21 protein-coding genes, 2 tRNA genes and 1 other RNA gene are annotated in these 25,343 nt (G+C 47.4%); 12 read left to right on the top strand and 12 right to left on the bottom strand.

What is annotated here, in order from left to right; translation table 11 throughout:
* Positions 1-253: 253 nt before the first annotated feature.
* Positions 254-340, bottom strand: a tRNA-Leu gene (locus EJN92_RS16305).
* A gap of 381 nt (positions 341-721) precedes the next feature.
* On the opposite strand from EJN92_RS16305, the gene EJN92_RS16300 reads away from it, so the two are divergent.
* Entirely contained in the window at positions 722-1,867 is a 1,146-nt protein-coding gene (locus EJN92_RS16300; protein WP_126128786.1) for a branched-chain amino acid ABC transporter substrate-binding protein, read from the top strand.
* Between the two features lie 144 nt (positions 1,868-2,011).
* Here EJN92_RS16300 and EJN92_RS16295 read toward each other — a convergent pair whose 3' ends face one another.
* On the bottom strand, positions 2,012-2,320 hold the full coding sequence (locus EJN92_RS16295; protein ID WP_126128785.1) for a c-type cytochrome: 309 nt from the start codon (positions 2,318-2,320) through the stop codon (positions 2,012-2,014).
* Positions 2,321-2,454: 134 nt separating this feature from the next.
* On the opposite strand from EJN92_RS16295, the gene EJN92_RS16290 reads away from it, so the two are divergent.
* From EJN92_RS16290 to lgt, 3 genes are all read left to right on the top strand, one after another.
* On the top strand, positions 2,455-2,679 hold the full coding sequence (locus EJN92_RS16290; protein WP_126128784.1) for a TIGR04438 family Trp-rich protein: 225 nt from the start codon (positions 2,455-2,457) through the stop codon (positions 2,677-2,679).
* Between the two features lie 119 nt (positions 2,680-2,798).
* Positions 2,799-3,683, top strand: a complete 885-nt coding sequence (locus tag EJN92_RS16285) for a LysR family transcriptional regulator (protein ID WP_126128783.1) — start codon at positions 2,799-2,801, stop codon at positions 3,681-3,683.
* 13 nt (positions 3,684-3,696) lie between these two features.
* Positions 3,697-4,566: a prolipoprotein diacylglyceryl transferase gene (lgt, locus tag EJN92_RS16280; RefSeq protein ID WP_126128782.1), complete on the top strand. Its 870-nt coding sequence runs from the start codon at positions 3,697-3,699 to the stop codon at positions 4,564-4,566.
* 59 nt (positions 4,567-4,625) lie between these two features.
* Here the strand turns inward: lgt and EJN92_RS16275 are convergent, their stop codons facing one another.
* From EJN92_RS16275 to EJN92_RS16260, 4 genes are all read right to left on the bottom strand, one after another.
* Complete coding sequence (locus EJN92_RS16275; protein ID WP_126128781.1) at positions 4,626-5,084, bottom strand: EVE domain-containing protein; 459 nt, start codon at positions 5,082-5,084, stop codon at positions 4,626-4,628.
* Between the two features lie 313 nt (positions 5,085-5,397).
* A non-coding RNA gene (gene ssrS, locus EJN92_RS16270) (6S RNA) lies at positions 5,398-5,576 on the bottom strand.
* A gap of 68 nt (positions 5,577-5,644) precedes the next feature.
* Positions 5,645-5,956 (bottom strand): cell division protein ZapA, encoded by a 312-nt coding sequence (locus EJN92_RS16265; RefSeq protein ID WP_126129985.1) that lies wholly within the window; start codon positions 5,954-5,956, stop codon positions 5,645-5,647.
* Between the two features lie 11 nt (positions 5,957-5,967).
* Positions 5,968-6,186, bottom strand: coding sequence for a DUF904 domain-containing protein (locus tag EJN92_RS16260; RefSeq protein WP_126128780.1), 219 nt, complete (start codon positions 6,184-6,186; stop codon positions 5,968-5,970).
* Positions 6,187-6,724: 538 nt separating this feature from the next.
* Here EJN92_RS16260 and trxA point away from each other — a divergent pair.
* Complete coding sequence (gene trxA / locus EJN92_RS16255; protein ID WP_126128779.1) at positions 6,725-7,051, top strand: thioredoxin TrxA; 327 nt, start codon at positions 6,725-6,727, stop codon at positions 7,049-7,051.
* A gap of 187 nt (positions 7,052-7,238) precedes the next feature.
* Positions 7,239-8,501: a transcription termination factor Rho gene (gene rho / locus EJN92_RS16250; RefSeq protein WP_126128778.1), complete on the top strand. Its 1,263-nt coding sequence runs from the start codon at positions 7,239-7,241 to the stop codon at positions 8,499-8,501.
* 117 nt (positions 8,502-8,618) lie between these two features.
* Here rho and EJN92_RS16245 read toward each other — a convergent pair whose 3' ends face one another.
* Genes EJN92_RS16245 through EJN92_RS16235 form a run of 3 tightly spaced genes read right to left on the bottom strand, consistent with a single transcriptional unit; the run spans position 8,619 to position 14,553 of the window.
* On the bottom strand, positions 8,619-10,067 hold the full coding sequence (locus EJN92_RS16245; protein WP_126128777.1) for an efflux transporter outer membrane subunit: 1,449 nt from the start codon (positions 10,065-10,067) through the stop codon (positions 8,619-8,621).
* 2 nt (positions 10,068-10,069) lie between these two features.
* Positions 10,070-13,225, bottom strand: coding sequence for an efflux RND transporter permease subunit (locus EJN92_RS16240; RefSeq protein WP_126128776.1), 3,156 nt, complete (start codon positions 13,223-13,225; stop codon positions 10,070-10,072).
* A gap of 23 nt (positions 13,226-13,248) precedes the next feature.
* Positions 13,249-14,553, bottom strand: a complete 1,305-nt coding sequence (locus EJN92_RS16235; protein WP_126128775.1) for an efflux RND transporter periplasmic adaptor subunit — start codon at positions 14,551-14,553, stop codon at positions 13,249-13,251.
* Between the two features lie 343 nt (positions 14,554-14,896).
* Between EJN92_RS16235 and EJN92_RS16230 the strand changes: the two genes are divergently transcribed.
* Positions 14,897-15,529 carry a TetR family transcriptional regulator gene (locus tag EJN92_RS16230; RefSeq protein ID WP_126128774.1) on the top strand — a complete coding sequence of 211 codons (633 nt, stop codon included), beginning with the start codon at positions 14,897-14,899 and terminating at the stop codon, positions 15,527-15,529.
* Here EJN92_RS16230 and EJN92_RS16225 read toward each other — a convergent pair.
* Positions 15,526-16,155: a trimeric intracellular cation channel family protein gene (locus EJN92_RS16225; RefSeq protein ID WP_227869584.1), complete on the bottom strand. Its 630-nt coding sequence runs from the start codon at positions 16,153-16,155 to the stop codon at positions 15,526-15,528. The two genes, EJN92_RS16230 and EJN92_RS16225, sit on opposite strands and share 4 nt — an antisense overlap.
* A 355-nt stretch (positions 16,156-16,510) precedes the next feature.
* Here EJN92_RS16225 and EJN92_RS16220 point away from each other — a divergent pair, with 355 nt between their 5' ends.
* The 5 genes from EJN92_RS16220 to EJN92_RS16200 all read left to right on the top strand — a co-directional run bounded on the left by EJN92_RS16220 (position 16,511) and on the right by EJN92_RS16200 (position 22,946).
* Positions 16,511-16,777, top strand: a complete 267-nt coding sequence (locus EJN92_RS16220; RefSeq protein ID WP_126128773.1) for a type B 50S ribosomal protein L31 — start codon at positions 16,511-16,513, stop codon at positions 16,775-16,777.
* Positions 16,778-16,859: 82 nt separating this feature from the next.
* Positions 16,860-18,578, top strand: a complete 1,719-nt coding sequence (locus tag EJN92_RS16215; protein ID WP_126128772.1) for an ArnT family glycosyltransferase — start codon at positions 16,860-16,862, stop codon at positions 18,576-18,578.
* Positions 18,579-18,700: 122 nt separating this feature from the next.
* Positions 18,701-21,457 carry a putative bifunctional diguanylate cyclase/phosphodiesterase gene (locus EJN92_RS16210; RefSeq protein WP_126128771.1) on the top strand — a complete coding sequence of 919 codons (2,757 nt, stop codon included), beginning with the start codon at positions 18,701-18,703 and terminating at the stop codon, positions 21,455-21,457.
* A gap of 4 nt (positions 21,458-21,461) precedes the next feature.
* Entirely contained in the window at positions 21,462-22,799 is a 1,338-nt protein-coding gene (locus tag EJN92_RS16205; protein WP_126128770.1) for an extracellular solute-binding protein, read from the top strand.
* 62 nt (positions 22,800-22,861) lie between these two features.
* Positions 22,862-22,946: transfer RNA gene (locus tag EJN92_RS16200), tRNA-Leu, on the top strand.
* A gap of 360 nt (positions 22,947-23,306) precedes the next feature.
* Here EJN92_RS16200 and EJN92_RS16195 read toward each other — a convergent pair.
* Together EJN92_RS16195 and epsE are read right to left on the bottom strand one after the other, a co-directional pair.
* Positions 23,307-24,281 (bottom strand): TIGR03790 family protein, encoded by a 975-nt coding sequence (locus tag EJN92_RS16195; protein WP_126128769.1) that lies wholly within the window; start codon positions 24,279-24,281, stop codon positions 23,307-23,309.
* Positions 24,282-24,519: 238 nt separating this feature from the next.
* Positions 24,520-25,308 carry a polysaccharide export protein EpsE gene (gene epsE / locus EJN92_RS16190; protein WP_126129983.1) on the bottom strand — a complete coding sequence of 263 codons (789 nt, stop codon included), beginning with the start codon at positions 25,306-25,308 and terminating at the stop codon, positions 24,520-24,522.
* Positions 25,309-25,343 lie beyond the last annotated feature (35 nt).

The following is a 25,343-nucleotide window of genomic DNA, read 5'->3' as shown; positions in this document are numbered from 1 at the left end:
GTTAGCTTTAGCGCACTCGTTTTACTGGGGCAAATGCAGCGGCCTCAGATTTACCAACGCTAACGACATGATCTCAGCACCATTATGGACATCAAAGCGAGTCTTAGCTAGCGCGCCCATGTATTTAAATTTACAAGCAAGTTTCAACAGAAGAACGGAACCAAATAATTCGATGTAAAAAACAAAAAACCCGCATTCTCATAGTGAGTGATGCGGGTCTAAGTTCTTGCCGGTACTGCTTGAAACCTCTGCTTGGTGCCCGGAGCCGGAATTGAACCGGCACGACCTTACGATCGAGAGATTTTAAGTCTCTTGTGTCTACCAATTTCACCATCCGGGCATTTAATCTAGAAAACGCGCTGCAATTACAATTACAAGCGAGTGCCTTTTCTAAAGCAGGCATTATTCTATCATAACGATCACAGTTTTTGAAAATCTAAAATCACGTAATTTTTACGGCGTGATTTTTGCAGGGGAATTTCCATTACCCAAGCAAAAGCGCCATGCCTATTATTAACGACAGCCTATTCGCATTCGAAAAAGACGCGCTTGCCTGCGGCTAAATATCGCGGCATATAAAAAATGTCATTTTAATGAAAAAACCACACAAAATAGCTTTGCGAAAAATTTTTTCTGTTGTACCTTCTTGCTGTTCAGTTATCTGAATAAGTCAGAGATGCAGTAACGTAGTCCTACACATTAAAACCTTAGGAGTATCTTCATGTCGTTCAAAACTAAAATGATTCCACTGGCTGGCGCAATCGCTTTCGCATTTGCAGGTTCCGCAGCAGCTCAAGAGATGGTCGTAAAAATCGGTCACGTTGGTCCAGTTTCAGGCGCTATCGCCCACTTGGGTAAAGACAATGAAAATGGCGCCAAAATGGCGATCGAAGAACTGAACGCCAAAGGCGTCATGATCGGTGGCAAAAAAGTTAAATTCGAATTGCAAGCTGAAGATGACGGCGGCGATCCAAAACAAGGTACAACCGTAGCTCAAAAACTGGTTGATGCCAAAGTAAATGGCGTTATTGGTCATTTGAATTCTGGCACTACAATTCCAGCATCGAAAATTTACAACGATGCAGGTATCGTACAAATTTCACCTTCAGCAACCAATCCTAAGTACACCCAACAAGGTTACAAAGGCGCGTTCCGCGTGGTAGCGAATGACGGTCAATTAGGCGGCACTTTGGGTCGTTACGCAGTTCAAATCAATAAAGCAAAGAAAATTGCTGTAATTGATGATAAAACAGCCTACGGTGAAGGCGTTGCGGCTGAATTTATCAAAGGCGCAAAAGCTAAGGGTGCGGAAGTTGTGGTGCAAGAGCATACCACTGACAAATCAACCGATTTCAGCGCCATCTTGACCACAATTAAAGCTAAAAATCCTGACGTTATTTTCTTTGGCGGTATGGATGCTGTTGCTGGTCCTATGTTGCGTCAAATGAAAGCCTTGGGAATTACTGCTAAGTTCATGGGCGGCGATGGTATCTGCACCACGGATTTGGTTAAATTGGCTGGTGACGGCATAGGCGAAGGCCAAGTGGTCTGTGCTGAAGCAGGTGGTGTTGTTGATGCACAGAAAAAAGGCATGGATGACTTCAAAGTTGCTTACAAGAAGAAATTCGGTGTTGAAGTTCAGATCTACGCACCCTATGTCTATGATTCAGTCATGGTCATGGTAGAAGCGATGAAACAAGCTAATTCTGCAGAGTCTGCAAAATACTTGCCTATGCTGAAGAAAATGAAATACAAAGGCGTTACTGGTGATATCGCGTTTGATGACAAAGGTGATATCAAAGACGGTACATTGACTTTGTTCACTTACAAAGCTGGCAAACGTGAACTGGTTCAGGTTGTAAAATAATTTCAGACTAATTCTGAAAATTAAAAATGCTGTGAGTTGTAAGACTCACAGCATTTTTTATGTCTGAAAAAATCTCAGAGTTGTCTGAGATTTTTCAATACCTACTTAATTCAAACTGCCTAGGCTACCCAAGCTCTCAGCCTATCACTTTGTCGCTAAAATCCATTTTACCAAGGTACGCGCTTCAGCATCGCTCACTTGTGGATTGGCTGGCATAGGAATAGCACCCCATACGCCAGTGCCGCCTTTCATTACTTTGGTGACCAATTTATCTTCGGCTGTTTTATCGCCAGCATATTTTTTCGCGACATCCACGTATCCTGGACCAACCACTTTATTTGCAACTGCATGACAGGCCATGCAGTTTTTTGACTTTGCCAAATCCGCATTTGCCATCGCAGAGCCTGAGGTAAAAACCACCAAAGCTGCGACTACTGATAAAGAAAATTTCATTGATTTCTCCAAGTTAAAAAACGACAAGTTTTATTTTACTACTTTCTCACGCGCTAAAGATAAAACGTATATCAAGCCGCAACAGTTGACCTTCTTTGAATTTACTTCTATCCTTTACCAAAAGGAAACTAAACATGCCACTTATCATCACTATCGCCGTACTTAGCCTCTTAAAATACTTAGAGGTCGGATTTCTCGATGCCTTATCTTGGTGGTGGATAATTGGGCTAGCTGGCTTTGCCTTTATTTACTTTGAATTTCTCGAAAGAATGCTAGGTTTAGACAAACGTAAAGACCACGCTCATTTTGAAAAAATGAAAAAAGATAGGCTCAAGCGCTCGTTCGACAAAAGTAAATAGTCGCTTGTTTGCCATACATCACTTGTTTCACGATCTTGATCAGGACTGCGCTTGCAGATCGAGCTTGGTCGATCTGCGCATACAAGCATCGCTGACCTAAACAACACCTACACTCCACGATGAATATAGAGTTGCGCCAACTTCGGTATTTTTTAGCCGTTGCCGAAGAAATGCACTTTGGACGCGCCGCCACTAAACTACATATGACTCAACCGCCACTATCGCAAGCGATACAGGCCTTAGAGCTAACTATTGGAGCGCAGCTATTCATACGCACAACTCGCAGTATCGCCTTGACGGCCGCAGGATCAGCATTAATTCCTGAGGCAAAAAAAATCTTGCAGCAAACCAAGGCACTGCCGCAACTCGTGCAGCGTGCCGCTTCCGGGGAAGTTGGAAATCTGTCTCTGGCCTTTATTTCCATCGCCGATTACAGCATATTGCCGCCTTTTTTACGCCAGTTTCGACATCATCACAAAGAGGTAAGGATAGAGTTACGCGAGGCCACCAGTAATGTGCAGCTCGAATTACTCGAAAAATCAGAAGTTGACGCTGGCCTCTTAATTCCGCCTATTCCACCCAAGTTAAGCGCAATTCTGAACTATCAAAAAGTATTATCTGAACCTCTGATACTGGCAGTTCCAGAGGCTTACTCGACGCGGAAAAATGCGCAAGTGCTCTCCACCTACGCCGATTTAGCTTTGATTATTTTCCCGCGCAAGATTGCACCGTCTTTACACGACAGTATTTTGGCTTGTTTTCGGGCAGCAGGGCTGACGCCCGCAATTGCACAAGAGGCGATACAAATGCAAACCATCATCGGTCTTGTCTCCGCTGGCATGGGTATCGCTCTTGTGCCACAATCGGTGTCGAATTTAATCCGTCCCGGAGTGGTCTACTACACTATGCCATCGTTAAAGGTCAGGGTAGAAATTGGCATAGCCTGGCGTAAAGAAAACAGCTCGCCGGTACTCAAATCATTTTTAGATTTACTGAAAAATTAAGAAAGACCTACTGATGTTGATACACCCCAACCCCGATCCAGTCGCCATCAAAATCGGCTTTTTATCGATACATTGGTATGGCTTGATGTATCTACTCGCCTTCGCACAGTTTGTAGCTCTTGGTCGAATTAGAATCCGTCAGGCGCATATTGCGGCACTGGGATGGACTAAGGAAGACATCGACGACATGCTTTTTTACGGTGTGCTTGGCGTTATCTTAGGTGGCAGATTGGGCGAAGTCGTGTTTTATCAACTGCCACACTTTATGGCCAATCCTCTTGAAATTTTTGCGGTATGGAAAGGTGGCATGTCTTTCCATGGAGGCTTGATAGGCGTCATGATCGCCATGTATTTATGGGCGCGCAAAGCCAAACGCAATTTAGCCGATGTCTATGACTTTATCGCTCCCTTAGTCCCACTCGGCTACGCTGCGGGGCGCATAGGTAATTTCATCAATCACGAATTACCTGGTCGAGTCGCATCGGCAGATTTGCCATGGGCCATGATCTGGCCGGGGCTAGATCACCCGGTACATCCTTCGCCAATTTATCAAGCACTGGTCGATGGTGTTTTACTCTTCATCATACTCTGGCTATTTTCCAGAAAACAGCGCCCGCGCCTTGCCGTTGGCGCAATGTTCGTTACCCTGTATGGCTGCGCGAGGTTTTTCACCGAATACTTTCGCACGCCTGATTATGAAGTCAGCTTCTTCGGTTTAACTATTTCGGCCGGCCAAATGCTTTCTCTACCTATGATCGCAGTCGGTGCTGCGCTACTTGTTTGGGCATACAGTAAAACACCTGAAAACAAAGCGGTGGAAATCGCATTTAAAAATACAGCTACTGCCAAACAAAAATCAAAGAAACAAAAAGCTAGAAAGTAAATACTGATGTCAGCGATAGTGTGCAAAATATTATCTACGGCATCCGCAACTACAAGTCATTAATAAGCCTGCAGCAGGCTCATCACGACTGCCCATTCATCGGCAGTCACTGGTGTAATCGAAAGACGACTGCCTTTTTTTAGAACCTGCATCTGCTCCAATTCGGCGCAGTTGCGCAACTCTGACAAAGCCAGCAGTCGGGTCTTGCGCAAGGCTTTGACATCAAGCAGCATCCAACGCGGATTTTCCCGGCTGGCCTTAGGGTCGAAATACTTACTTGAGGCATCAAACTGCGTCTCATCTGGATAAGCCGTACTGGCGACTTCCGCGATGCCCGCAATGCCGGGTTCCGCGCAACTTGAGTGATAAAACAAGACCCCATCTCCGACGCGCATGACATCACGCATGAAATTTCTCGCTTGATAATTGCGCACGCCAAACCAGGCGACGGAGGGCAAGGCCAAAGCATCGTCGATACTGACCTCTTCCGGCTCCGATTTCATTAACCAATAGGACATATGTAAAGAGATATAAATAAAGTGGAGCAGCGGCTAAATGTAAAGCCGTGACGAAAAACTCAACGAAGACATGCCCGAACGCGCAATATCCATGCGCCTTTCCGGCCAGCATGGCCCAAGAGGCGCATGGATATTGGGCCTTGAGGGCATACTGTTTTTTTTCGAAAAACTTACAATCAATAGCACAGATAGGCCAGTTTGACAGCAACATGCGAGCCACATTTTCGATACTAAATCTAAACTCAATTTAGCGCGAAAAAATACACTTGCAATAAAAAAAGCACTTACGAAAAAAATCGCAAGTGCTTAAGAATAAGTCCCCACCAATGCCGCTATGCCGGCATCCTGAACCAGACGGTTCAAGTTGGCCGCAGTCGTTTCAACTTCGGGTTCATCGAACTAGCGACGCTCACACCTGTCGAACAATTCCCGCAGCCTGTGCACATAAATGGTTCAAGGAATATATGGCACTGGCGAACACGGTAGGGAATTTAAGTTTACTCTCAACTGCGAATTCCCTCTACATTTTTTTCAATTAAATTAAGCAATAAAGAGTTAATTTAAAATAGATTTTCTTGCGGAGTCAATGCCAGATCCAAAGTATCGTGCATGCTGAGAATTTTTTGTTTCACTTCCGCCATACTCAAACCCGACAATGGTCCCTCGGGAGACTTGGTCGCCAACAACTCGGTCGCTAAACTAAGCGCAGCCATGACAGCAATTCTATCGGTGCCTTTGATTTTCGCGCTATCGCGTATCACACACATTTTTTCATTCAAATATGCAACGGCATTGAGTAAGGCCTTATCTTCGCCTTCTCTACAAGCGAGGGTATACGACTGTCCCATAATGTGGACGTCCAACTGTATCAAATTACTCTCTTTCATGCGAGATCCTCTTCTGCATCTTCATCACTAGGTAATTGCGCCAACAATGCAGCGACGCGCTCATGCGCCTGCGCCATGCGCAGCTGCAGATCCTTATTTTCGGCAGTCAGCATGGCCGCTGCGCGGCGTAGCTCAACATTCTCAAGTCGTAAGGCGTGCACCAACTCGGCCAGACTCTCAACTTTATTTGCAAGTAATTCAAATTCAGAAATCATTTTTATCGCTTATTCTAGCGTCCTGTCGGACCCGTCAACCTTCAGATTTTATCTCTTTCGAGCGGCACGTTATGACCAGCAGTCCACGCGCTTATCGACAAGCTACTCTACATTATAAGTGTAAAAATTAATTACTACACTACTATGATTAAGAGCGTGATTGAGGCCCATCCATAAAGCATCAATACGTAGACACGGCCAACATTTAGACGTGAATCTGCTCTCTTCATTATGGCTAGCGAGCTTACTCAGTAAGCCAACATATCCAGTCGTAGCTTGATAAAGTGTGGCGTTTTCCAAACTTTAGGAAAAATAGGTTACTATTTGAGTATAGTTTGCCACTTGACACAGATTCCTGCTCATTTGTTCCAGTCAATACCATTGAATTGGGATAAAACGTCTCCAACTTAAGTTTATTGCTTGCTACCATCAAGGAGCTAGGTAATTGGAAGCGTTGAATGCAGCCTGACATCAACAATTCAGCTTAACATTCTTGTGGCGCTACCAACTTTTAATTTGCCAACTCAACGAGTAATCCATGAGCGAAAACATCATCTATGTAAGCGATGCTTCTTTTGAAGCCGACGTTTTAAAATCCGACAAACCTGTCCTGGTAGATTTCTGGGCTGAGTGGTGCGGTCCATGTAAAATGATTGCCCCTATTCTTGAAGAAGTTGCCAAGGATGCTGGCGGGAAATTTATTATTGCCAAAATGGATGTAGACGCTAATCAAGCGATCCCTGCTCAATTTGGCATTCGCGGCATCCCCACTCTGATTTTGTTTAAAAACGGTGTGGTAGCAGCACAAAAAGTAGGCGCGCTTTCAAAAGGACAATTAACATCCTTTATCGATAGTAATATTTAAGGTAATATGCTGAAATAAATTTTCAAGCGATGCGTATGCCTCGCTTGAAAATCGGTAACAATATAAAAAAACACTCTATTTTTTAGACAACTGCCCTGACTACACGGTTGGCGCAGTTAAAAATATCACACTGTAGTTCACTTCTTCTCACTCCCCCACCTACATATCCCATCTCGGGACACTCACCATGCACTTATCAGAATTAAAGGCGTTACACGTCTCAGCCTTGCTAGAAATGGCCGTAGGCTTAGACATCGACAATGCCGCACGGATGCGCAAACAAGAACTGATGTTCGCAATCCTTAAGAAGCGCGCCAAATCAGGCGAGCAAATTTTCGGCGATGGCGCACTCGAAGTTTTACCGGATGGCTTTGGCTTTCTGCGCTCGCCAGATGCGAGCTATATGGCGTCAACCGACGACATCTATATTTCGCCTTCGCAAATTCGTCGTTTCAATCTGCATACTGGTGACTCTATCGAGGGCGAAGTACGCACACCTAAAGATGGTGAGCGTTATTTTGCTCTGGTAAAGGTAGACAAGGTCAACGGTGAATCACCGGAAGCATCGAAACACAGAATACTGTTTGAGAATCTGACGCCTCTGCATCCTAGCGTACCATTGCGCTTAGAACGTGAAATGAACGGGCAAGAGAACATTACCGGTCGTATTATCGATTTGATCGCGCCAATAGGTAAAGGTCAGCGCGGCTTGTTGGTGGCGTCACCAAAATCTGGTAAATCAGTTATTTTGCAACATATCGCTCACGCGATCACAGCAAACCATCCTGACATTACACTGATCGTTTTACTGATCGACGAACGTCCAGAAGAAGTAACCGAAATGCAGCGCTCTGTGCGCGGCGAAGTGGTTGCATCGACCTTCGATGAACCAGCAACTCGACACGTGCAAGTGGCTGAGATGGTATTGGAAAAAGCCAAACGCCTGGTCGAAATGAAGAAAGACGTGGTGATTTTGCTGGACTCGATCACACGTCTGGCACGCGCTTACAATACCGTCATTCCTGCTTCCGGCAAGGTATTAACCGGTGGTGTTGACGCCAATGCGCTGCAACGTCCGAAGCGCTTCTTCGGCGCTGCCCGTAACATCGAAGAAGGTGGTTCACTGACGATTATCGCGACTGCCCTGATCGAAACCGGTAGCCGCATGGATGACGTTATTTTTGAAGAATTCAAGGGTACCGGCAACATGGAAGTACACCTTGAGCGTCGCCTTGCAGAGAAGCGTGTTTACCCAGCGATCAACTTAAACAAGTCGGGCACTCGTCGCGAAGAATTACTGATCAAGCCTGATCAATTGCAAAAAATCTGGATCTTGCGCAAGCTGCTGTATAGCATGGATGAGATAGAAGCGATGGAGTTCATCCTCGACAAGATGAAAGCGACTAAAAACAATGCAGAATTTTTTGAAATGATGCGTCGCGGAGGCTAAACACCTTCAAAGTTTATGCCGATCGCGATACTTTGCGGTCGGTATTAAAAAACCCGCTAGATTTTGCTATCTAGCGGGTTTTTTTATACATCCATTTTTGCGAAAAACCGCATCTGCTTATTTGCTTGCAAGACTAGATTTATCCCAACCACCCCCGACCGCCTTATACAAACTGACCAATGCCGACAAATGAGCGCGCTGAGTCTCGACCAGTGCAGCCTCGGTTTGCTGCAAATCACGCTGGGCATTGAGCACTTCCAGATAACTGCTGTAGCCATTTTTGTAGCGCAATTCTGCCAGTCGTAAAGAGTCTTTCAAGGCGGTCACTCGACGATTCCCGGCCAAGTAAACCTGCTGGTTGGCAGAGACATTATTGAGCGCATCATGCACGTCACGAAAAGCGCCCTGCACCGCTTGCAGGTATTGCGCCATCGCCTGATCCTTACGCGCCTCGGCACCCGAGACTAGCGCACCGATCGCACCGGCTCTGAAGATGGGCTGCACCAGATTCGCACCGACATTCCACAACAAAGACGCAGGATCAAGCAAATCACGGAAGACGCGCGACTCATATCCGATACCAGTGGTCAACTTAACGCTAGGAAAATACAGCGCCTTAGCCTGACCTACGTCGGCATTCGCAGCGACCAGTGCTTGCTCGGCGGCGATAATATCAGGCCGACGATTCAGTAAGTCAGAGGACAAATCCGTAGGCAAATTCAATTGCTGATACAAGGCGCCGATACTGCTGCCACGAAGCAAGTCCGGATTGGCTATCGCAGTAGGCGAGCGCCCCAGCAACACAGTCAAGGCCGACTCGGCATTGGCAAGCGCCTGCCTTGCCTGCGCCACCGTGATTTCGGCAGCCGCCGTTTCGGACTCTGCCACATGTAAATCGAGTTCACCAACCGATCCGGCGGCGTAGCGTTTCTGCTGCAAACGCAGGTTTTCCTGCCTGGTTCCCAGACTAGATTGAGCCAGTTCCAGCTGAGCATCGTAAGCCCTCAAGGCAAAATAACTCTGCGTAAGACTCGCGTATAAAGTGCTTTGCACCAAACCACGGTTGGCTTGCTGCGCTAGCAAGCGCGCTTTGGCCGCCTCATCGGCGCGCGACAGCTTGCCCCAGAAATCGACTTCATACGAGGCATTCAAACCAAGTTGAAAATCTTTAGCAACAGGATTAGCCCCCAAGCCCAACTTACCGGCATTTTCACTGGTACGGTTTTTGGTGCCACTGAGCGTAGCATCGAGCACCGGGTAGCGATTTGAATTAGTTCCGGTAGCGGTAGCGCGGGCCTCTTGTATGCGCGCCGCTGCCAAGGCAAGATCCTGATTATTTGCATTAGCTTCATCGAGCAAGCTATTCAATACCGGATCTTGGAAACTTCTCCACCATGCCAGCAAATCTACCGCGCTGGCCGCATTACCCTGACTAGCTAAGGGCGCTGCGTTAAAGCTGCCGGGAGTTTCCAAGTTCGGTCGTTGATAATCTGGGCCAACAGAGCTGCAGCCCGCCAGCGCCAGGCTGGCGGCCAGAATACTCATTGTGAATGTTGATCTGAGCATGTTTATTCCTTTGCAGCGACAACAGGGGCGTTGTGCAAAATATGTACGGGATGGTCGAAATCCTGCGCGGTAGTTTTAAAACGCTTGTCGTTAATTAATTTAAAGAACAAGGGCACAAAGAAAATCGCCAGGAAAGTAGCCGCCAACATGCCACCCAGTACACCCGTACCGAGTGACTGCCGCGCCGCAGCGCCAGCACCGTGTGAGAAGGCCAGTGGCACTACACCCAGGATGAAGGCCAGCGAAGTCATCAAAATTGGCCGGAAGCGCAGACGTGCCGCCTCCAACACGGCCGCCACCGGAGCGTAACCTTCGTTCACTTTCATGACCGCAAACTCGACGATCAAAATCGCATTTTTTGCTGACAATCCAAGTAAGGTCACCAAGCCGATCTGGAAATACACATCATTATTGAAATGCCGTAAGTACACTGCAACCAAGGCACCAAAGATACCGAAAGGCATCGCCAACAACACCGAAAACGGCAATGACCATTTTTCATATTGCGCAGCGAGTATCAGGAAAATCATCAGTACACCAGCGCCCAAAGCCAAGCCCGCGGCATTGCTACTGCGTTTCTCCTGAAAAGATGCGCCGCCCCAGTCATACACGACATCGGCTGGCAAGACGTTTTTCGCAGCACGCTCCATCGCAGCGATCGCCTGCCCTGAACTAAAACCAGGCTTAGCATCTCCCAACAACTTGATCGAAGGCAGTGCATTGAAGCGCTGCACCGAGTCCGGGCCGGAAATATACTTGACCGTGGTAAAGGCGCGCATAGAGATCATTTGCCCCGCCGCCGAACGTACATACATACCGCCAATATCGTCCGGCTTGGCGCGATACTGCCCATCAGCCTGCAACTGCACGGTGTAAATACGGCCGTTCTTGTTGAAATCATTGACGTAATAACTGCCCATGGTGGCCGCCAGCGTATTGTAAATATCGGACAAGCCAACTCCCATGGCACGGGCTTTTTCATTATCCACATCGACATAGATTTGTGGCGAGTTAGCTTGCCACAGTGTTTTCACACCGGCCAATTCTGGCTGCTTATTTGCTTCTGCGATTAACTGCGGCAGCAATTCTGCCAGGCGTTTGACGCCCCCCTCACCCATGTTTTGCAAATAAAACTCAAAGCCGCCGGTCTGACCCAGACCTTGTATCGCCGGTGGGCTAAAAAACAGTGGCAGGCCTTCCTTGATGCGCCCGGTTTTCATATAACTTTCACCCACCATTTGCTGTGCCGATTGAGTACGCTCTTCCCACGGTTTCAGCGGAAAGAACATGGTCGCGGCGGATGATTTCAAACCGCCGCCGCCCAGAAAATCGAGCCCGACCAAAGCAAACGTAGTGTCGATATTTTTATTGGTTTTCATCACATCTTCGACTTGCATCACCATTTTATTGGTGCGATCTAGCGAAGCGCCTTCAGGCATGATGGCAGCACCAATAAAATAACCTTGATCTTCATCCGGTACCAAACCACCAGGCACGTTCTTCCACAGCAGACCAGTGACGACGATCATGCCGGCAAAGACCACTATACCCAGCACCGCTCGCTTCAAAAAGAAAGTAACGCCATTGGTGTAGTGCTTGGTCAGGCGCAGGAAGGCGCCATTAAACCAGGTGAAAAAACGATTATGATTTTCCGCACCGGGTTTGAGCAACAAGGCGCACAAGGCCGGAGTCAGGGTCAAGGCAACAAGACCGGACAACACCACCGCAATCGAAATAGTCACGGCGAACTGGCGATACAACTCTCCCGCTAAACCACCTAGGAAGGCGATAGGACCAAAGGCCGCCACCAACACCAGCACAATCGCGATCACTGGACCGGTCACTTCATGCATCGCTTCTATTGCCGCGTCTTTCGGCGTCATGCCTTCTTCGTTCATCAAACGCTCTACGTTTTCTAGGACCACGATAGCGTCATCAACCACGATACCGATAGCCAACACCATGCCGAATAGCGTTAATGTGTTAATGCTGTAACCGAGCAAATGCAAACCGGCCATGGTACCGATCAGAGAGACCGGAACCGCCAGGGTAGGAATAATCGTAGCGCGCCAGCTCTGCAGAAACAGGTACACCACAATGAACACCAGCACCATGGCCTCGCCCAAGGTTTTGAGTACTTCGGCTATCGATTCGGTGACAAACGGGGTGGTATCGTAAGGTGTCGAATACTCCATCCCTTCGGGGAACTTCGCCTTCAAAGTCTGCAATGTTTTCTCTACGGCTTTACGGGTATCGAGTGCATTGGCCCCGGTTTGCAAGAACACACCGATGTTGGCAGAAGGATGGCCATTGACGCGACCGTACAAGTTATAGTCTTTAGAACCTAGCTCTACCCTCGCCACATCTTTAATTCGTATGGTCGCGCCGCCCTTAGCGGTTCTGACAACGATATTGGCAAACTCAGCCGGTTCCAGCAAACGTCCCTTGGCGGTCACCGTCATGGTCAGCTCTTCCGTATTATTCGGTGGAGCGCCGACCTTACCGGCCGCATATTGAGCATTTTGTTCGGTAATTGCATTCGAAATGTCAGCGACGGTGACGCCTAGTTGCGCCATCCTATCCGGACGCATCCAGATGCGCATGGCGTAATCCTTGGCACCGAATATCTGCACGTTGGTGGTGCCCGGTACGCGCTTTAATGCATCGAGCACATTTTGAGTTGCATAATTAGACAGGAACAGTGCGTCGTAGCGATTGTCAGGCGAGTACAAAGCCGCAACTACCAAAAAGTTGGACGAGCTTTTTGAGACTGTTACGCCCTGACGCCTTACTTCTTGCGGCAACTTGGCATCGGCCTGACGTACCCGGTTATTCACGTTAACGGCAGCGATATCGAGATTGGTGCCGACCTCAAAGGTGACATTAATCGAGACGCGGCCATCCGCTGAGGAGACCGAATCCATGTACAACATGTGTTCGACGCCATTGATTTGCTCTTCGATAGGCGCGGCAACGGTACGCTCCACCACTTCGGCCGAAGCGCCCGGATAAATCGCGGTGACGTTGACCACCGGCGGCGCGATTTCCGGGTAACGTGAAATTGGCAAGGCGCGCAAGGCGGCCAAGCCGGCCAGCACTATAATCAAGGACAAAACTGTCGCGAAGATAGGCCGGTTAATGAAAAATTTTGAAAACATAATCGATTCCTTAAGGCCTTAGCTTAGTGTGCGGCGGGAGTGCTAGCGGCGGCTGGTTTGGCTGATGCCTGGCTGGCGGCATCTTTGGCTGCATCTTTAGCTGCAAGGGCAATTGGGGTCACCGTCATGCCCGGGGTGTGCGCCTTGATCACGCCATCGACCAGCACGCGGTCGCCATTTTGCAAGCCCTTGGTGACGATCCACTCACCATTACTCCAGCCATCCAACTCTACCGGCCTAGGTGCGAGCTTATTGTCCGGTGTCACCATGAACACCATCTTGCCCATAGGCCCGTCAATGACTGCGCGTTGCGGCACCGCAGTTGCCGCGGTACGGGTAGCGCCATTGAGTGAGACACGAACAAATTGTCCTGGACGCAAACTCCCTTCTGGATTAGCAATTTCTGCGCGCGCGTCAAAACCGCCAGTGGCTGGATTCACTTTCTCGCTGACGAAATTCATCTTACCGCCAGTCGGAAACACACTGCCGTCAGCCAGCTTGACTTTAATATCAAAGCCCAAGCTGCCGTTGCTGGCTCGCTTGCCCGGCAGAGCTATTTTTCCGCTACCCAGTTCACTGCTCACTTTCAAGAAGTCCGCTTCAGGAATACTGAAGTTGACATACACAGGATCCGTCTGGACGATGGTGGTCAGCAGACTATCGCTAGGCGTCAGTAAATTACCGTTGGATTTAACTGCAATCCCAGTAACGCCCGAAATTGGCGCGACTACCTTGGTGTATCCAAGATTGAGCCTGGCTTCGTTGACTTGGGCGCGCACTTGACGCAAGGCGGCATCGGCAGCTTCAAAGCTGGATTTGGCATCATCAAATTCTTTCTGACTGATCGCCTTATCGGCTGCCAATGGCGTCAGGCGCGCCAGTTCGCGCTTAGCTTGATTCAGCTTGGCTTCGCTCACGCCAGCCGCCGCTTCTGCCGAGGCAAGCTGGGTCTGATAGGTGCCCGGGTCGATCTGAAACAACACAGCCCCAGCCTTCACGCGTGAACCCTCTTCGTACAGGCGATTTTCCAAAATGCCGGAAATACGCGCCCTCACCTCGGTCTCACGCGAGCCCGCTGTTTGTCCGGCATATTCAAAATTGACCGCCAGGTTCCTCGCTTGCACGGTCACTACATTCACTTCAGGCGGTGGCATTTTGCCAGCAGCATTGGCGGCACCATCTTGTTTGCCACATGCCGCGAGTGCCAACAAAGGCAGGCTGATGGCGGCCAAACGTAAGGCTTTAACTGTCGATGACTCCAGGCCGAAAGCATGCTGACTGAAATGATGGCGAAGTCGCGTGGAGAGAGTTTTATTAGATGGGTTCATAAGAGATATGTTCAGTAGGTAGAAGCGGCTTATAACGATTATGCTACAATATACATTCACGAATGTTTGTAAAGAAAGCGAGTATAACCTCTTTTTGAAAAACTTTTTGAAAACGAAGAAAAATGTACTTTAAGCATGTCATCTCAGAAAAATTATAGCAATAGGCCGCTCACGCAATACCCGTGCGGCTTTCAAGCCAGGCAGGCTGGGAAGCCGCATGGGTATTGGGCTCTACAACTAGGTCTTTACCAAATATGAATAAGCTTCTACCATGCACGCGCTGCCACGGCCATTTAAAAAAAGCGCGCAGAGACAGAATTTTCAGACTCGCTAAAGGAAACATATGATGGTCAGGAAAACCAAAGAAGAAGCGCAGGAGACCTACACTGCCCTTCTCGATGCAGCTGAACAAGTCTTCAGCGAAAAAGGCGTTACACGCACCACGCTCAATGAGGTCGCCTGCGCCGCGGGCATGACACGCGGTGCCATTTATTGGCATTTCAAAGATAAGGCAGCCTTGTTTCAGGCCATGTGCGACCGCGCCTTCTTGCCCATGGATGCCTTGCTCAATGAAATTGCTAACGCACCGGATAAAGATCCGATAGCTGCGTTACGCCAAATGATGGTGCACTTACTCAAGCAAATCGCTACCGATAAAAGACAGCGTAGAGTATTCGATATCATTTTTCATCGTTGCGAAAAAACCGAGGAAATGGCTTTTTTTGTACTTGAGCAAGAAAAACGTGCGGAATGTCTGTCACAGATGGAAGTCATCTTGCAGCTTGCGGTCACCCATGGCGTTTTGCCTGCGACGACCAACACGCTGATCGCCATGCAAGCAATTCACGCCTATCTGATCGGCCTGATTCATGAATGGCTGGTTGACACCAATGCTTATGACTTAGAGCAACACGCAGAAGAAATGATGGATATATTTTTAGCTGGCTTAGTTGCACGCCCGCCCTTAAAGCGCTAACCCGGTAAGCGCCAGTGAAAACGCAGTGCCAAGGCGCGCAAAGAAAAACAGACTGCAATCCCGGCCAGCAAAGCGGCCGACTCTGAGGCTTGCATTTTTTCCATCAACAAATAGGTCCAACAACCAGCAAATGAGCAGGTTGCATACAATTGCCCGCGTTTAAATACCAAGGGAATCTCGTTGCAAATGATGTCACGCAAGACGCCACCAAAAATGCCGGTAATCACGCCCATCATGACGCAGACAAACATAGGCATCTGTGCATCGGCCGCCAACGAAGCACCGGTTACGCTAAACAAACCCAAGCCCAAAGCATCGGCGTAATTAATCGCTTTTTCCGCCACTGCATGCTGCAAATGACGCGAAAAAGGAATGGCGATCAGCGCCATCACAAAAATCAAAATCGGATACTGTTGATGCTCTACCCAAAACAATGGTCGCCTATCCAGCAACAAATCCCTTAAAGTCCCGCCACCAAAGGCTGTGATAAAAGCGACAGTAAATACCCCCACCGCATCCATTTTTTTTTGACGCGCCTCGATAAATCCGGAACAGGCAAAAGCGATCACTCCCGCTACTTCTACCGCCTGCAAAACCGTACTCATCTCCAAATGCAAAGCTTTCATTTCTAATCCATAGTCCAGGTTAACTGCAATTTCCAGCGGGATTTTAAAGCTTAAAGTACAAAATATGTAAAATAGAATAAGTAATTATTTACCCCAAACCAGCCAGGTACGCTGATTAAGCCAGCGGTTTTATAAAAAATTTCATTGCGTCAGAGTGCTGCGACTGATGGCACAAAGAAAATGCCTAACATGGCCGCAACTGAAGCTAGATCAAATAGATGTTTTCATTGTATAATCAGCAGCTTGGCATCAAGTTGATACCAATTTTAACCTAGGCAAGTGATACTCAATCGGGTCAAGAAGCAAGGCGACCGACGAAGTGCGTATTGGCTACCCATATTTTTCAGAGGCAAGCATGAAAGACGGCATACACCCAAATTATCGTGAAGTTTTGTTCCACGATGTTTCCAACGATTTCAAATTCGTCACACGTTCGACTATCAACACACGTGACAAAATGGAATTCGAAGGTAAAGAATATCCACTAGTGAAGATTGAGGTTTCTGCAGAATCCCATCCTTTCTACACTGGTAAGCATAAAATTGTTGATACCGCTGGTCGCGTTGACAAATTCCGCAAAAAATTCGGTACTGTTGGTTCTAAAACTTCAGTTGTTGAATAAGCGATATTGCAATTGTTGTAAAGAAAAGGCAGCCCTAGCTGCCTTTTTTTTAATCTAATCAGCCACTACGCCATCGAGAAATATGAAGCCTGTCCGCCTTCCTGCTGCTGCGACCAACGCCCTACCACGTTGGGTAATTTTCTCACTGTGCCTACTCTATATTCTGCCTGGCTTAATCGGTCGCGACCCATGGAAGGGCGACGACGCCACCAGCTTTGGGATTATGTGGACGATGGCCAACGGTGGCCTCCAAGATTGGCTATGGCCACATATCGTTGGCTTACCTATGCCAGAAAAAGGCCCACTGGTTTTTTGGCTAGGCGCAGTTTGTATTAAATTATTTGGCTGGATTTTCGGTGCGCCTATGGCCGCACGTCTATCGACCGGACTGTTTTTTATGCTCGGTGCGCTGTCCGTCTGGTACACCACATATTTACTCGGTAGAAGGAGTGAGGCGCAGCCCCTTAAGCTGGCCTTTGGCGGTCAACCTGAGCCTAAAGATTTTGGCCGAACTCTGGCTGATGGTGCTTTGCTAATTTATTTAGGTAGTCTCGGTCTGTTGGTGCGTAGTCATGAGACTAGCGCAGAGACCTTGCAAATTTCACTGGTCGCCTATGCGCTCTATCTCAGTGCAAGATTATTTGACGCCGCATCAAAAAAGACCGCACTTAAATTGGGCTTGATCTTAGGTCTGATGGTGCTAACGCGTGGCTGGGTGCTCCCAGTCGCCTTATTTATCAGTTTGCTGGCGATGAGTTTATATCATCAGCAAAAACAATATCGCCTGCTCATCGCTATTGTGGCGCCAATAGGCATACTGATCGCTGCCACCTGGTTGCTCGCTATCCTGGCAGTACATCCCTATGACAGCTCGCCTTACCCGGCATGGATGGTGTGGAACTACCGTCAAATTGGTTTGCCGACCATCGCGAGTGTGAGCTATTTTTTCAAATACAGCATCTGGTTTGCCTGGCCAGCTTGGCCATTTGCCGCATGGGCAATCTACGCATGGCGCAAACAAGAGCGCGCCCTGCATATATTATTGCCGGTTACATTTTTATTCTGTTTCATACTGCTGGCACTCATCAACAATCATTCTGAAGAAGGCTTATTATTGCCTATGCTGCCACCGCTGGCCATACTTGCAGCGTTCGGGTTACCAACCATGAAACGGAGTGCAATCAATGCCGTCGATTGGTTCGCAGTCATGATAATGACAGGCGTCGCCAGCACGGTGTGGCTATATTGGATTGCACAACAAAGCGGATCGCCCTTGGGGATGGCTAAAAAAGTCATCAGTTGGGCACCCGACTATCATTCTCAATTTAACTTAATCAGCTTCTTGATTGCGCTGCTTGCCAGCATTGCCTGGTGTCGCCTGGTGTATTGGCGGATTTCACGACAGCCTTCCGTTTTGTGGCGCGCAGTCGTGCTTTCTGGTGGCGGTGCGATTTTATGCTGGCTGTTACCGATGACGCTATTTCTTCCTTTAATCAATCAGAGAATTAGCTACCATGACGTAGCACGACAAATTTCCGAGAAATTGAACACACCTTACAAATGTATAGAGAGCGACGTGGGCCCTTCGCAACGCGCTTCCTTCGCCTATTTCGGAGAACTAAAATTTGCGGGATTCTCAGATCAGGCCTGCGATGTTCTCTTATTGCAAAACAATACCCCCTCGCAACTCAAAGCTTTGGTTGCCACCGATGGTAATCTGCAAGAGGCCTGGCAATTGCTGTGGTCGGGTCGCCGCACCGCCGACAAAGACGAACTATTTTTACTTTATCGAAAAAAATGAATTTCTTGATTTTGCTTAATTTCAAGCAGCCACGATTGACGATTAAAATAATTGCTGTATTATTTGTCAATATTGACATATTTTAAACTTTTTACCTTTATCTGTGCATCCGAATCCGCAACATGAACCCGATTAGGGCAACTCCCTTTTTCAATATGAAAGCGGTTCCGGCTGCAGTACTTACTGCAGCCGTGTTTCTATCGATCACTCTCTGGCTGTGCTGGCTCTCCTTGCAAGTCTCGAAAGAAGATTCGCAACGTCGCCAGCAACAAACCATCTTAGAACACCACGCAACGATACAAAATGAGCTAGACCACGAAATTGCGCAGCTCGATTCTTTTGTCAGCTTGTATCACCTATCTCCCAACTTCAATCGTTATGCATTTCACTCATTTGCAAAAATAGAAAATAAACCATGGCTAATTGCCAAGTTGTTTTCGAAACGAGTTAAGTTCGACGATATGAAGGAATTTGAAAATACTGTGAAGACAGATACCACAGTAGATGTACGGGGTTATCCCGACTTCGTGATTCAAGACAAGCTAGAACATCAAGATGCCTTAGTCGCACTTTACCTCGAGCCTAGACAGCTATTACAAAAAACCCAGGGGCTAAATCTAGAGAAGTGGTTTCCACTCGGCAGTAAGCGCATGAAAGAAAGCGCTCAGACGCTTTCATTTTTAATTAAGGACTCTCATCCTATATTGAAAGGAAATAATATCATCCTCTCAACACCTGTATATGAAACGCATCTGCCGATACGCAACGTCATACAAAGGCAAATCGCTTTCGAAGGCACTTTTTCGACCGTAATATCTATAGATAAGCTGATTCATGACTCACTCGCCTCTTCAAATCTAGCATTCAATCAAGTCGTGCTCATAGGTAGCGGTGTTGAAGATGAAAATCTGTACGTTCCTGTAAAATTTTTAGCGGAAAAACAACCAGTCCTTGGATTATTGTTTGAGCCCTTACAGCTAGAACTACCCTTATCACTACCTGGCAAAAAATGGTCGGTGCGGTATGAAATGCAAATGACAAATGGCATTAACGATAACCGTGTGATTTGGTTAATCGCATTAATAGGCGTATTGATGACTATGTTCGCCTCCGGTTTTGTCTATGTGACGATACACACAAAAAAAATTGCCCTTGGTATAGCCAAAGATATGACCAAGGCCTTGCACACGAGTGAGGAGTCCTTGCAGGAAACGCAAAGGCTAGCAAAAATGGGAAGTTTCCAAATTAGTCCAATAGGAGAAATTAGTGCACTATCTGGAAATATTCACGCTCTTTTTGACATCCCTGCGACTACGCAAGTCTTCGAGCTCACCCAGATACTCGAGCATATAGATCAACAGTATCGCCTCATTTTCAAGGAACTCATCGCACAGGCGAGTGCCACATCCCTACATACCCACCTAATTATAAAAGTTCAAAAAGACACTCCCACCTGGTTAAATCTAATTGTCGACTCCAACGTCACTGAAACAAGTTTTACCTTGCGCGTGATAGCAATGGATATCACTGAAAAATATCAGGCAGAGCAAAAAATTAAGCATTTGGCGTATCAGGATTCACTCACAGGGCTGGCCAACCGCGCAAGTCTTAGGATAGCCACAGAGCAAGCACTACTAAGCTCGCGCCAAGACGGCAATCAACTCGCACTCATATTCTTGGATCTCGACAGATTTAAATTTATCAATGACTCGGTAGGACACCATATTGGTGATCAGGTCTTGACTGAAATAGGAAATCGTCTGCGCAGTGCGGTAAAAAGTCGGGATTTCATAGCCCGTCTGGGTGGCGATGAATTCGTCATCCTCGTCGAAGCATTAACCTCAGAAATCGATCTTAAACTAATCGCAGATAGAATACTTGCGCTAGTGAGTGCGCCTATGTCCATCGGTGTTCACACTTATTACTTAACTACGAGTATCGGTATCGCACTGGCAGAAAACGGCAGCCCCAACGCCGATGTCCTCATGAAACAAGCAGACATCGCGATGTACCACAGCAAAGAAAAAGGTAAAAACAAATACACGCTGTTTTCCAGTGCAATAGCCGAAGTCTTGGAAAATAAAACAAAATTAGAAATAGAGTTGCGCAGCGCTATAGAAAACGCTCTCTTTATCCCCCATTATCAACCGCAATACCGAGTCGATACTGGCCTACTGTGCGGGGTCGAGAGCCTAATACGCTGGAATCATCCTTGTCGCGGCATGCTGTCGGCAAAAGAGTTTATTGATACGGCCGAAGAGTCGGGGCTAATCATACAAATCGGCAATCAAGTCCTGATCGACGTCTGTAGCACCATCGCGCAATGGAATATGCCTGAGGATTTTATCGTTGGCGTCAATGTCTCTAGCCTGCAATTTTTTCAAGTTGGATTCGTTGATTTCGTCATTAATACCATACGCCGAGCAGGCATATCTCCGCAGCGAATAGAAATCGAAGTGACGGAAACGATGATCATGCACGATACCGAGATTGCCAAGACTAGCCTGGAGCAGTTGCACGCTTTTGGCGTTGGTGTCAGCATCGATGATTTTGGCACTGGCTACGCTTCGCTTACCTATCTAAGAGATTTTCCGGTTCAAAGGATAAAGATTGACCAGCGTTTCGTACAAGGACATACCGAGAATCATAAAGATATGGCGATCGTCAAAGCAATTTCCACGCTTGGTCATGATTTTGGTATGCAAGTGATTGCCGAGGGCGTAGAAACTCAGGAGCAATTACGATCGCTAGAGATGGTCGGCTGCGATTTGTATCAGGGCTGGCTGCGCTCCAATGCACTTCCCGCGGCAAGTATAGAAAAGCTACTGGCCGGCGCCATCGTCAGCCACGATACACTCGCGCTTCCAATTATTGGGTAAGTCGATGAAACAAAGCAAACGTCGCCAACTATTGCTAGGAGTTCCAACACTGGCTGGCCTCCCTTTGATCACTAGCCTAGCCGCATTCGCCAACACTACCCCGAAAAAACAGGTGATCAGGGTAATGCTACCCGCAAACCCCTACTTTGAATTAATCAAACAATTTCTCATCAAGCTAAGTGCCAACGCTGGTATTTCCTTAGAAATAGATACCCTTCCCTATTTGGAAATGCGAAATACCCAGCTGATAGAATTGCAAAAAAAACAGGGTAAATACGATCTTATTTTTATACTTACTTCGTGGAAAGCTGAATACGTTGCATTGAATTTATTAAGCAACCTCGATGCAGCACAGAAAAATGGTAGCTTAAAGATAGACGCTATCAGTGATTTTATTCCCGCCTACCTGACAGTCGCTGGCAAGGTAGGCGGTGAGCGAGGTTACTTAGATGGGCCGCAGGCAAATTTATACGCACTACCGCTAGGTACCGACACCAGTATATTGGGATATCGCAGCGATATTTTCCAAAAACACAATTGGAAAGCACCTCTCAATTACGATGAACTGCTCGCCTTATTGCCGCTCATACGTCTGCACGAACCTGGACTTATCCCCTTGGCTAGCCGAGGCGCTCGTGGCCATCAAATAACCCACGCCTGGTTACTGCATTTCAATGCCTATGGCGGTGAGGTCTTCGACAAGAACTGGCAAGTGAAGGTAAATAGCTCGGCTGGAGTTAAAGCAATCGAAGTGTTGAAGGCAATTCATCTCAACACCGCAGGTGGCATACTCAAAAACACTTTCCCCGACGTAGGCAATGCCTTTATTAGTGGGAATGCCGCGATGTATCTCGATTCTTCGTTTATTTTCAATATTGTTAACGACACCGTCAAATCGGTAGTGCAAGACAAGGTCGCGTACGCACTTCACCCCAAAGGAACGATCTACTCCTCAGAGACCGGAGGCTTTGCGGTTGCCGTACCAAAAAATGCGCCATCCCTAAAACGTTCTTTAGAGTTACTGTCAGTACTAACCAGCCGCGCTCAAGAAAAAGCTTTTGCAAGAATTGGCGGCATTCCTGTCCGTAGCAGCACTCTACATGACCCTGAACTGCAAAAAATATTCCCCGAATACGCAATCCTAGCCAAGCAGTTAGACTACGCCAACCCGAATTGGCGCCCTGTCATTCCAGAGTGGCCGATTATCAATGAAGATATTCTGGGAAACTTACTACACGACGCAGTCGCGGGAAAAATCACGGCAACACAAGCTTTAGAGCAAGCACAAGAAAAAATTCGGCTAGTAATGCAAGCTTCAGCTCGTTATAAGAAGCGCGTTTGAGCTATGTAGAAGGGTGACTATTGCAATAATTCGTCAGCCCTGTCATAATACTCGTATGCGTTGCCGAGATGGCGGAATAGGTAGACGCACGGGACTCAAAATCCCGCGCTGAAAGGCGTGCCGGTTCGATTCCGGCTCTCGGCACCAAAAGAATTATAAGGCTCTCCTCGTGAGGGCCTTTTTTCTTTTTGAGAAGTTTTTTAATCGCGCAATTTAAGCTCTCATCTTTAGCTACGCTACCGCCTCAGACTAAGGAAACATTTCTAACCCTGCCCTTCATATTTTCAGCCGACGATACTTTCAGCATTTAAATCCCCGTCCGCTTACATTTTGAAGCCGTAATGAAAGGACAAATTTATTTGCTGGTACTTTTGCTGGTACTTTTGCTGGTACTTTTGCTGGTACTTTTGCTGGTACTTTTGTTGGTACTTCCGTTTACCTCATAATAAAAACCAACACTGACTTCGGCATATTGCCTTTACCTTCTGCCAACTTCAATTTCATGGTTTATCGATAAGGGGCCGCCAGTGGCTCTCCGATAAACACCCCTTGACTGGGCCAGGCGACACTTTTCCAATAGGCTTCGATCGCGCTCGCGCCTGACAAATAATGTTGAAGTAAAACACTCGCCTGAGGAAATTTTTGCCAATGATTACAAGGCTCGGATACCGTTCCATAACTTGCAGTCGCACCATTTTCCAGCCAACGCAAACTACTCATTTGACTCTTACCTAATAAGTCCCCGCCGCTGGAGGTTAAATGATCGGCTAAGGCCCCAGGCATAAAATGTAAGCCTTCCAAATTTTGTACGTGCGTCAAGCCCGTCAAATAAAACATGACATCTTGCGCACCTTCAATGCTATCGCGCTGCAGATTTTGTATCTGAAGTTTTTTCTGCGGTATTAGTCCAGAAGAGGGGGAAAATTTTGCCCGTGAATTTCGATTCACATCCGAGGTCGTCAAAAAATAAGCGCTCGCCGGGCGCACTGCAAAACTACTCATCACGCCGCGATCAATCAGGGCCTTGGCCTGTATCACCGAATCAGTCGGCAACAGCATCGCCAATCGCAGGCCCAATTCAGTAAATGGCAGCGAAGTAGGAGAATTGTAGTAGCGACTGGGCTTACCTGCCGCACAGGTTTTTTTGCATTGCTCAGCATCGTAACCCAAGCTCAAGGCCGAGGTAATCGAATTGCATTCGACCGCATAGGGTGCCGTCCACAGCATGAGTATCGCCTGTATTTCCGGATGCAACTGCGCCTCTATCTGCTGCCTTAGCTGCTCAAATGCCAGCGCAGTCAGGCGATGCGGACTATTTGGGATATGCACATGGACTATATTTTTTTCCGGGATGCTTCTGGCCTGCTTGTAATACTCCCCTATCACAACACTATTTGGCTCGTCATCATTAATGACAATCGCTAATTGCTGTGCGCTCAAGCCAGCTTGCTTCGCGAACCTAAGCGCGCCAACAGCGGTCATTTGAGCGAAGAGTTGGCTATGGAAAAAGCAAATAAAGAGCGTAAGCGCGAGGTGGCGCGAAGTTATTTTTTTCATTTTTGAAGAAAGGACAGACCAGCATGAAACCTAAGACTACCTCAGAACAGGTACAGAGACGCAGAGAATGAAGTTCCGCTGGTGCAAACTATGGCGCCTGAAGGGTGAAATATGAAATATTCGTATTTTACAAGCTAGGCAAAAAAAATAAACCTTGGGCAGCTCAAAACAAACCCTCTTGTACATACAGCACATCATCAATCTGCAGCACATCATCGTGTTTGGCAATCAATACTTGAAGCGTGCCAAGTACATCCCTACGTTTAATTTTGATATTCCGCTCAGTACCTCGCGCCCCCACACCGCCACCAACTGCCAGCGCCTGGAGCACCGTCATATTGCGTTCCAGTCGAAAAGTTCCTGGGCGCTGAACCTCTCCATAAATATAAAACCGCGACGCACGCTCTACATATAAAACATCATTATTGAGTAGATCAACATTGTCTCGCATATCACCGTTGAGCATCATTGCATTCACATCTATCGATTGTTTGCTACTGACACCGTTGCGACGTCGAATTAAATTTACACTATCAGCGCCATCGACATTAACACCGCCAGCAGCGGCCAAGAGATCAATAAGCGTTCGCTTCCCTTCTATAGGGTAGCGCCCTGGTCGATTTACCTGCCCCAATACGGAGACCTGCTGGCTCTGCATTAATGAAACTATTAAATTAACTTGCGCCTTACGAAGAAACCCACCGCTTTCAAGCAAATTTGAAATTTTTTGCTCTGCATTGTAAGTCGACATACCCGCCACGCTGACTTCACCGATCAATGGGAAACTAATTTTGCCAGCTTCACTCACTCGCGTTTCTAAGCCAAGATCTGGATTGCCATAAACCGCAATTTTGACTATATCTCCAGCGCCCAATTGTAGATTTTCAGCCGCGCCCGCTTCGACAAAAAGCACACTAAAGATGCAGAGTATCGCGCCTATGATTTGACTCATTGTTTCAACCCAGTCGTACAATAAAAAAAACAAAC

The organism is Undibacterium parvum (assembly GCF_003955735.1).
Classification (GTDB): Bacteria; Pseudomonadota; Gammaproteobacteria; order Burkholderiales; family Burkholderiaceae_D; genus Undibacterium; species Undibacterium parvum.
Note: the sequence above shows the minus strand (reverse complement) of the source record. Positions and strands in the feature narration are given on the sequence as shown.

Coding starts and splice junctions, on each gene's coding strand:
- EJN92_RS16300 (WP_126128786.1), top strand. CDS start 722: ATGTCGTTCAAAACTAAAATGATTCCACTGGCTGGCGCAATCGCTTTC.
- EJN92_RS16295 (WP_126128785.1), bottom strand. CDS start 2,320: ATGAAATTTTCTTTATCAGTAGTCGCAGCTTTGGTGGTTTTTACCTCA.
- EJN92_RS16290 (WP_126128784.1), top strand. CDS start 2,455: ATGCCACTTATCATCACTATCGCCGTACTTAGCCTCTTAAAATACTTA.
- EJN92_RS16285 (WP_126128783.1), top strand. CDS start 2,799: ATGAATATAGAGTTGCGCCAACTTCGGTATTTTTTAGCCGTTGCCGAA.
- lgt (WP_126128782.1), top strand. CDS start 3,697: ATGTTGATACACCCCAACCCCGATCCAGTCGCCATCAAAATCGGCTTT.
- EJN92_RS16275 (WP_126128781.1), bottom strand. CDS start 5,084: ATGTCCTATTGGTTAATGAAATCGGAGCCGGAAGAGGTCAGTATCGAC.
- EJN92_RS16260 (WP_126128780.1), bottom strand. CDS start 6,186: ATGATTTCTGAATTTGAATTACTTGCAAATAAAGTTGAGAGTCTGGCC.
- trxA (WP_126128779.1), top strand. CDS start 6,725: ATGAGCGAAAACATCATCTATGTAAGCGATGCTTCTTTTGAAGCCGAC.
- rho (WP_126128778.1), top strand. CDS start 7,239: ATGCACTTATCAGAATTAAAGGCGTTACACGTCTCAGCCTTGCTAGAA.
- EJN92_RS16245 (WP_126128777.1), bottom strand. CDS start 10,067: ATGCTCAGATCAACATTCACAATGAGTATTCTGGCCGCCAGCCTGGCG.
- EJN92_RS16240 (WP_126128776.1), bottom strand. CDS start 13,225: ATGTTTTCAAAATTTTTCATTAACCGGCCTATCTTCGCGACAGTTTTG.
- EJN92_RS16235 (WP_126128775.1), bottom strand. CDS start 14,553: ATGAACCCATCTAATAAAACTCTCTCCACGCGACTTCGCCATCATTTC.
- EJN92_RS16230 (WP_126128774.1), top strand. CDS start 14,897: ATGATGGTCAGGAAAACCAAAGAAGAAGCGCAGGAGACCTACACTGCC.
- EJN92_RS16225 (WP_227869584.1), bottom strand. CDS start 16,155: ATGAAAGCTTTGCATTTGGAGATGAGTACGGTTTTGCAGGCGGTAGAA.
- EJN92_RS16220 (WP_126128773.1), top strand. CDS start 16,511: ATGAAAGACGGCATACACCCAAATTATCGTGAAGTTTTGTTCCACGAT.
- EJN92_RS16215 (WP_126128772.1), top strand. CDS start 16,860: ATGAAGCCTGTCCGCCTTCCTGCTGCTGCGACCAACGCCCTACCACGT.
- EJN92_RS16210 (WP_126128771.1), top strand. CDS start 18,701: ATGAACCCGATTAGGGCAACTCCCTTTTTCAATATGAAAGCGGTTCCG.
- EJN92_RS16205 (WP_126128770.1), top strand. CDS start 21,462: ATGAAACAAAGCAAACGTCGCCAACTATTGCTAGGAGTTCCAACACTG.
- EJN92_RS16195 (WP_126128769.1), bottom strand. CDS start 24,281: ATGACCGCTGTTGGCGCGCTTAGGTTCGCGAAGCAAGCTGGCTTGAGC.
- epsE (WP_126129983.1), bottom strand. CDS start 25,308: ATGAGTCAAATCATAGGCGCGATACTCTGCATCTTTAGTGTGCTTTTT.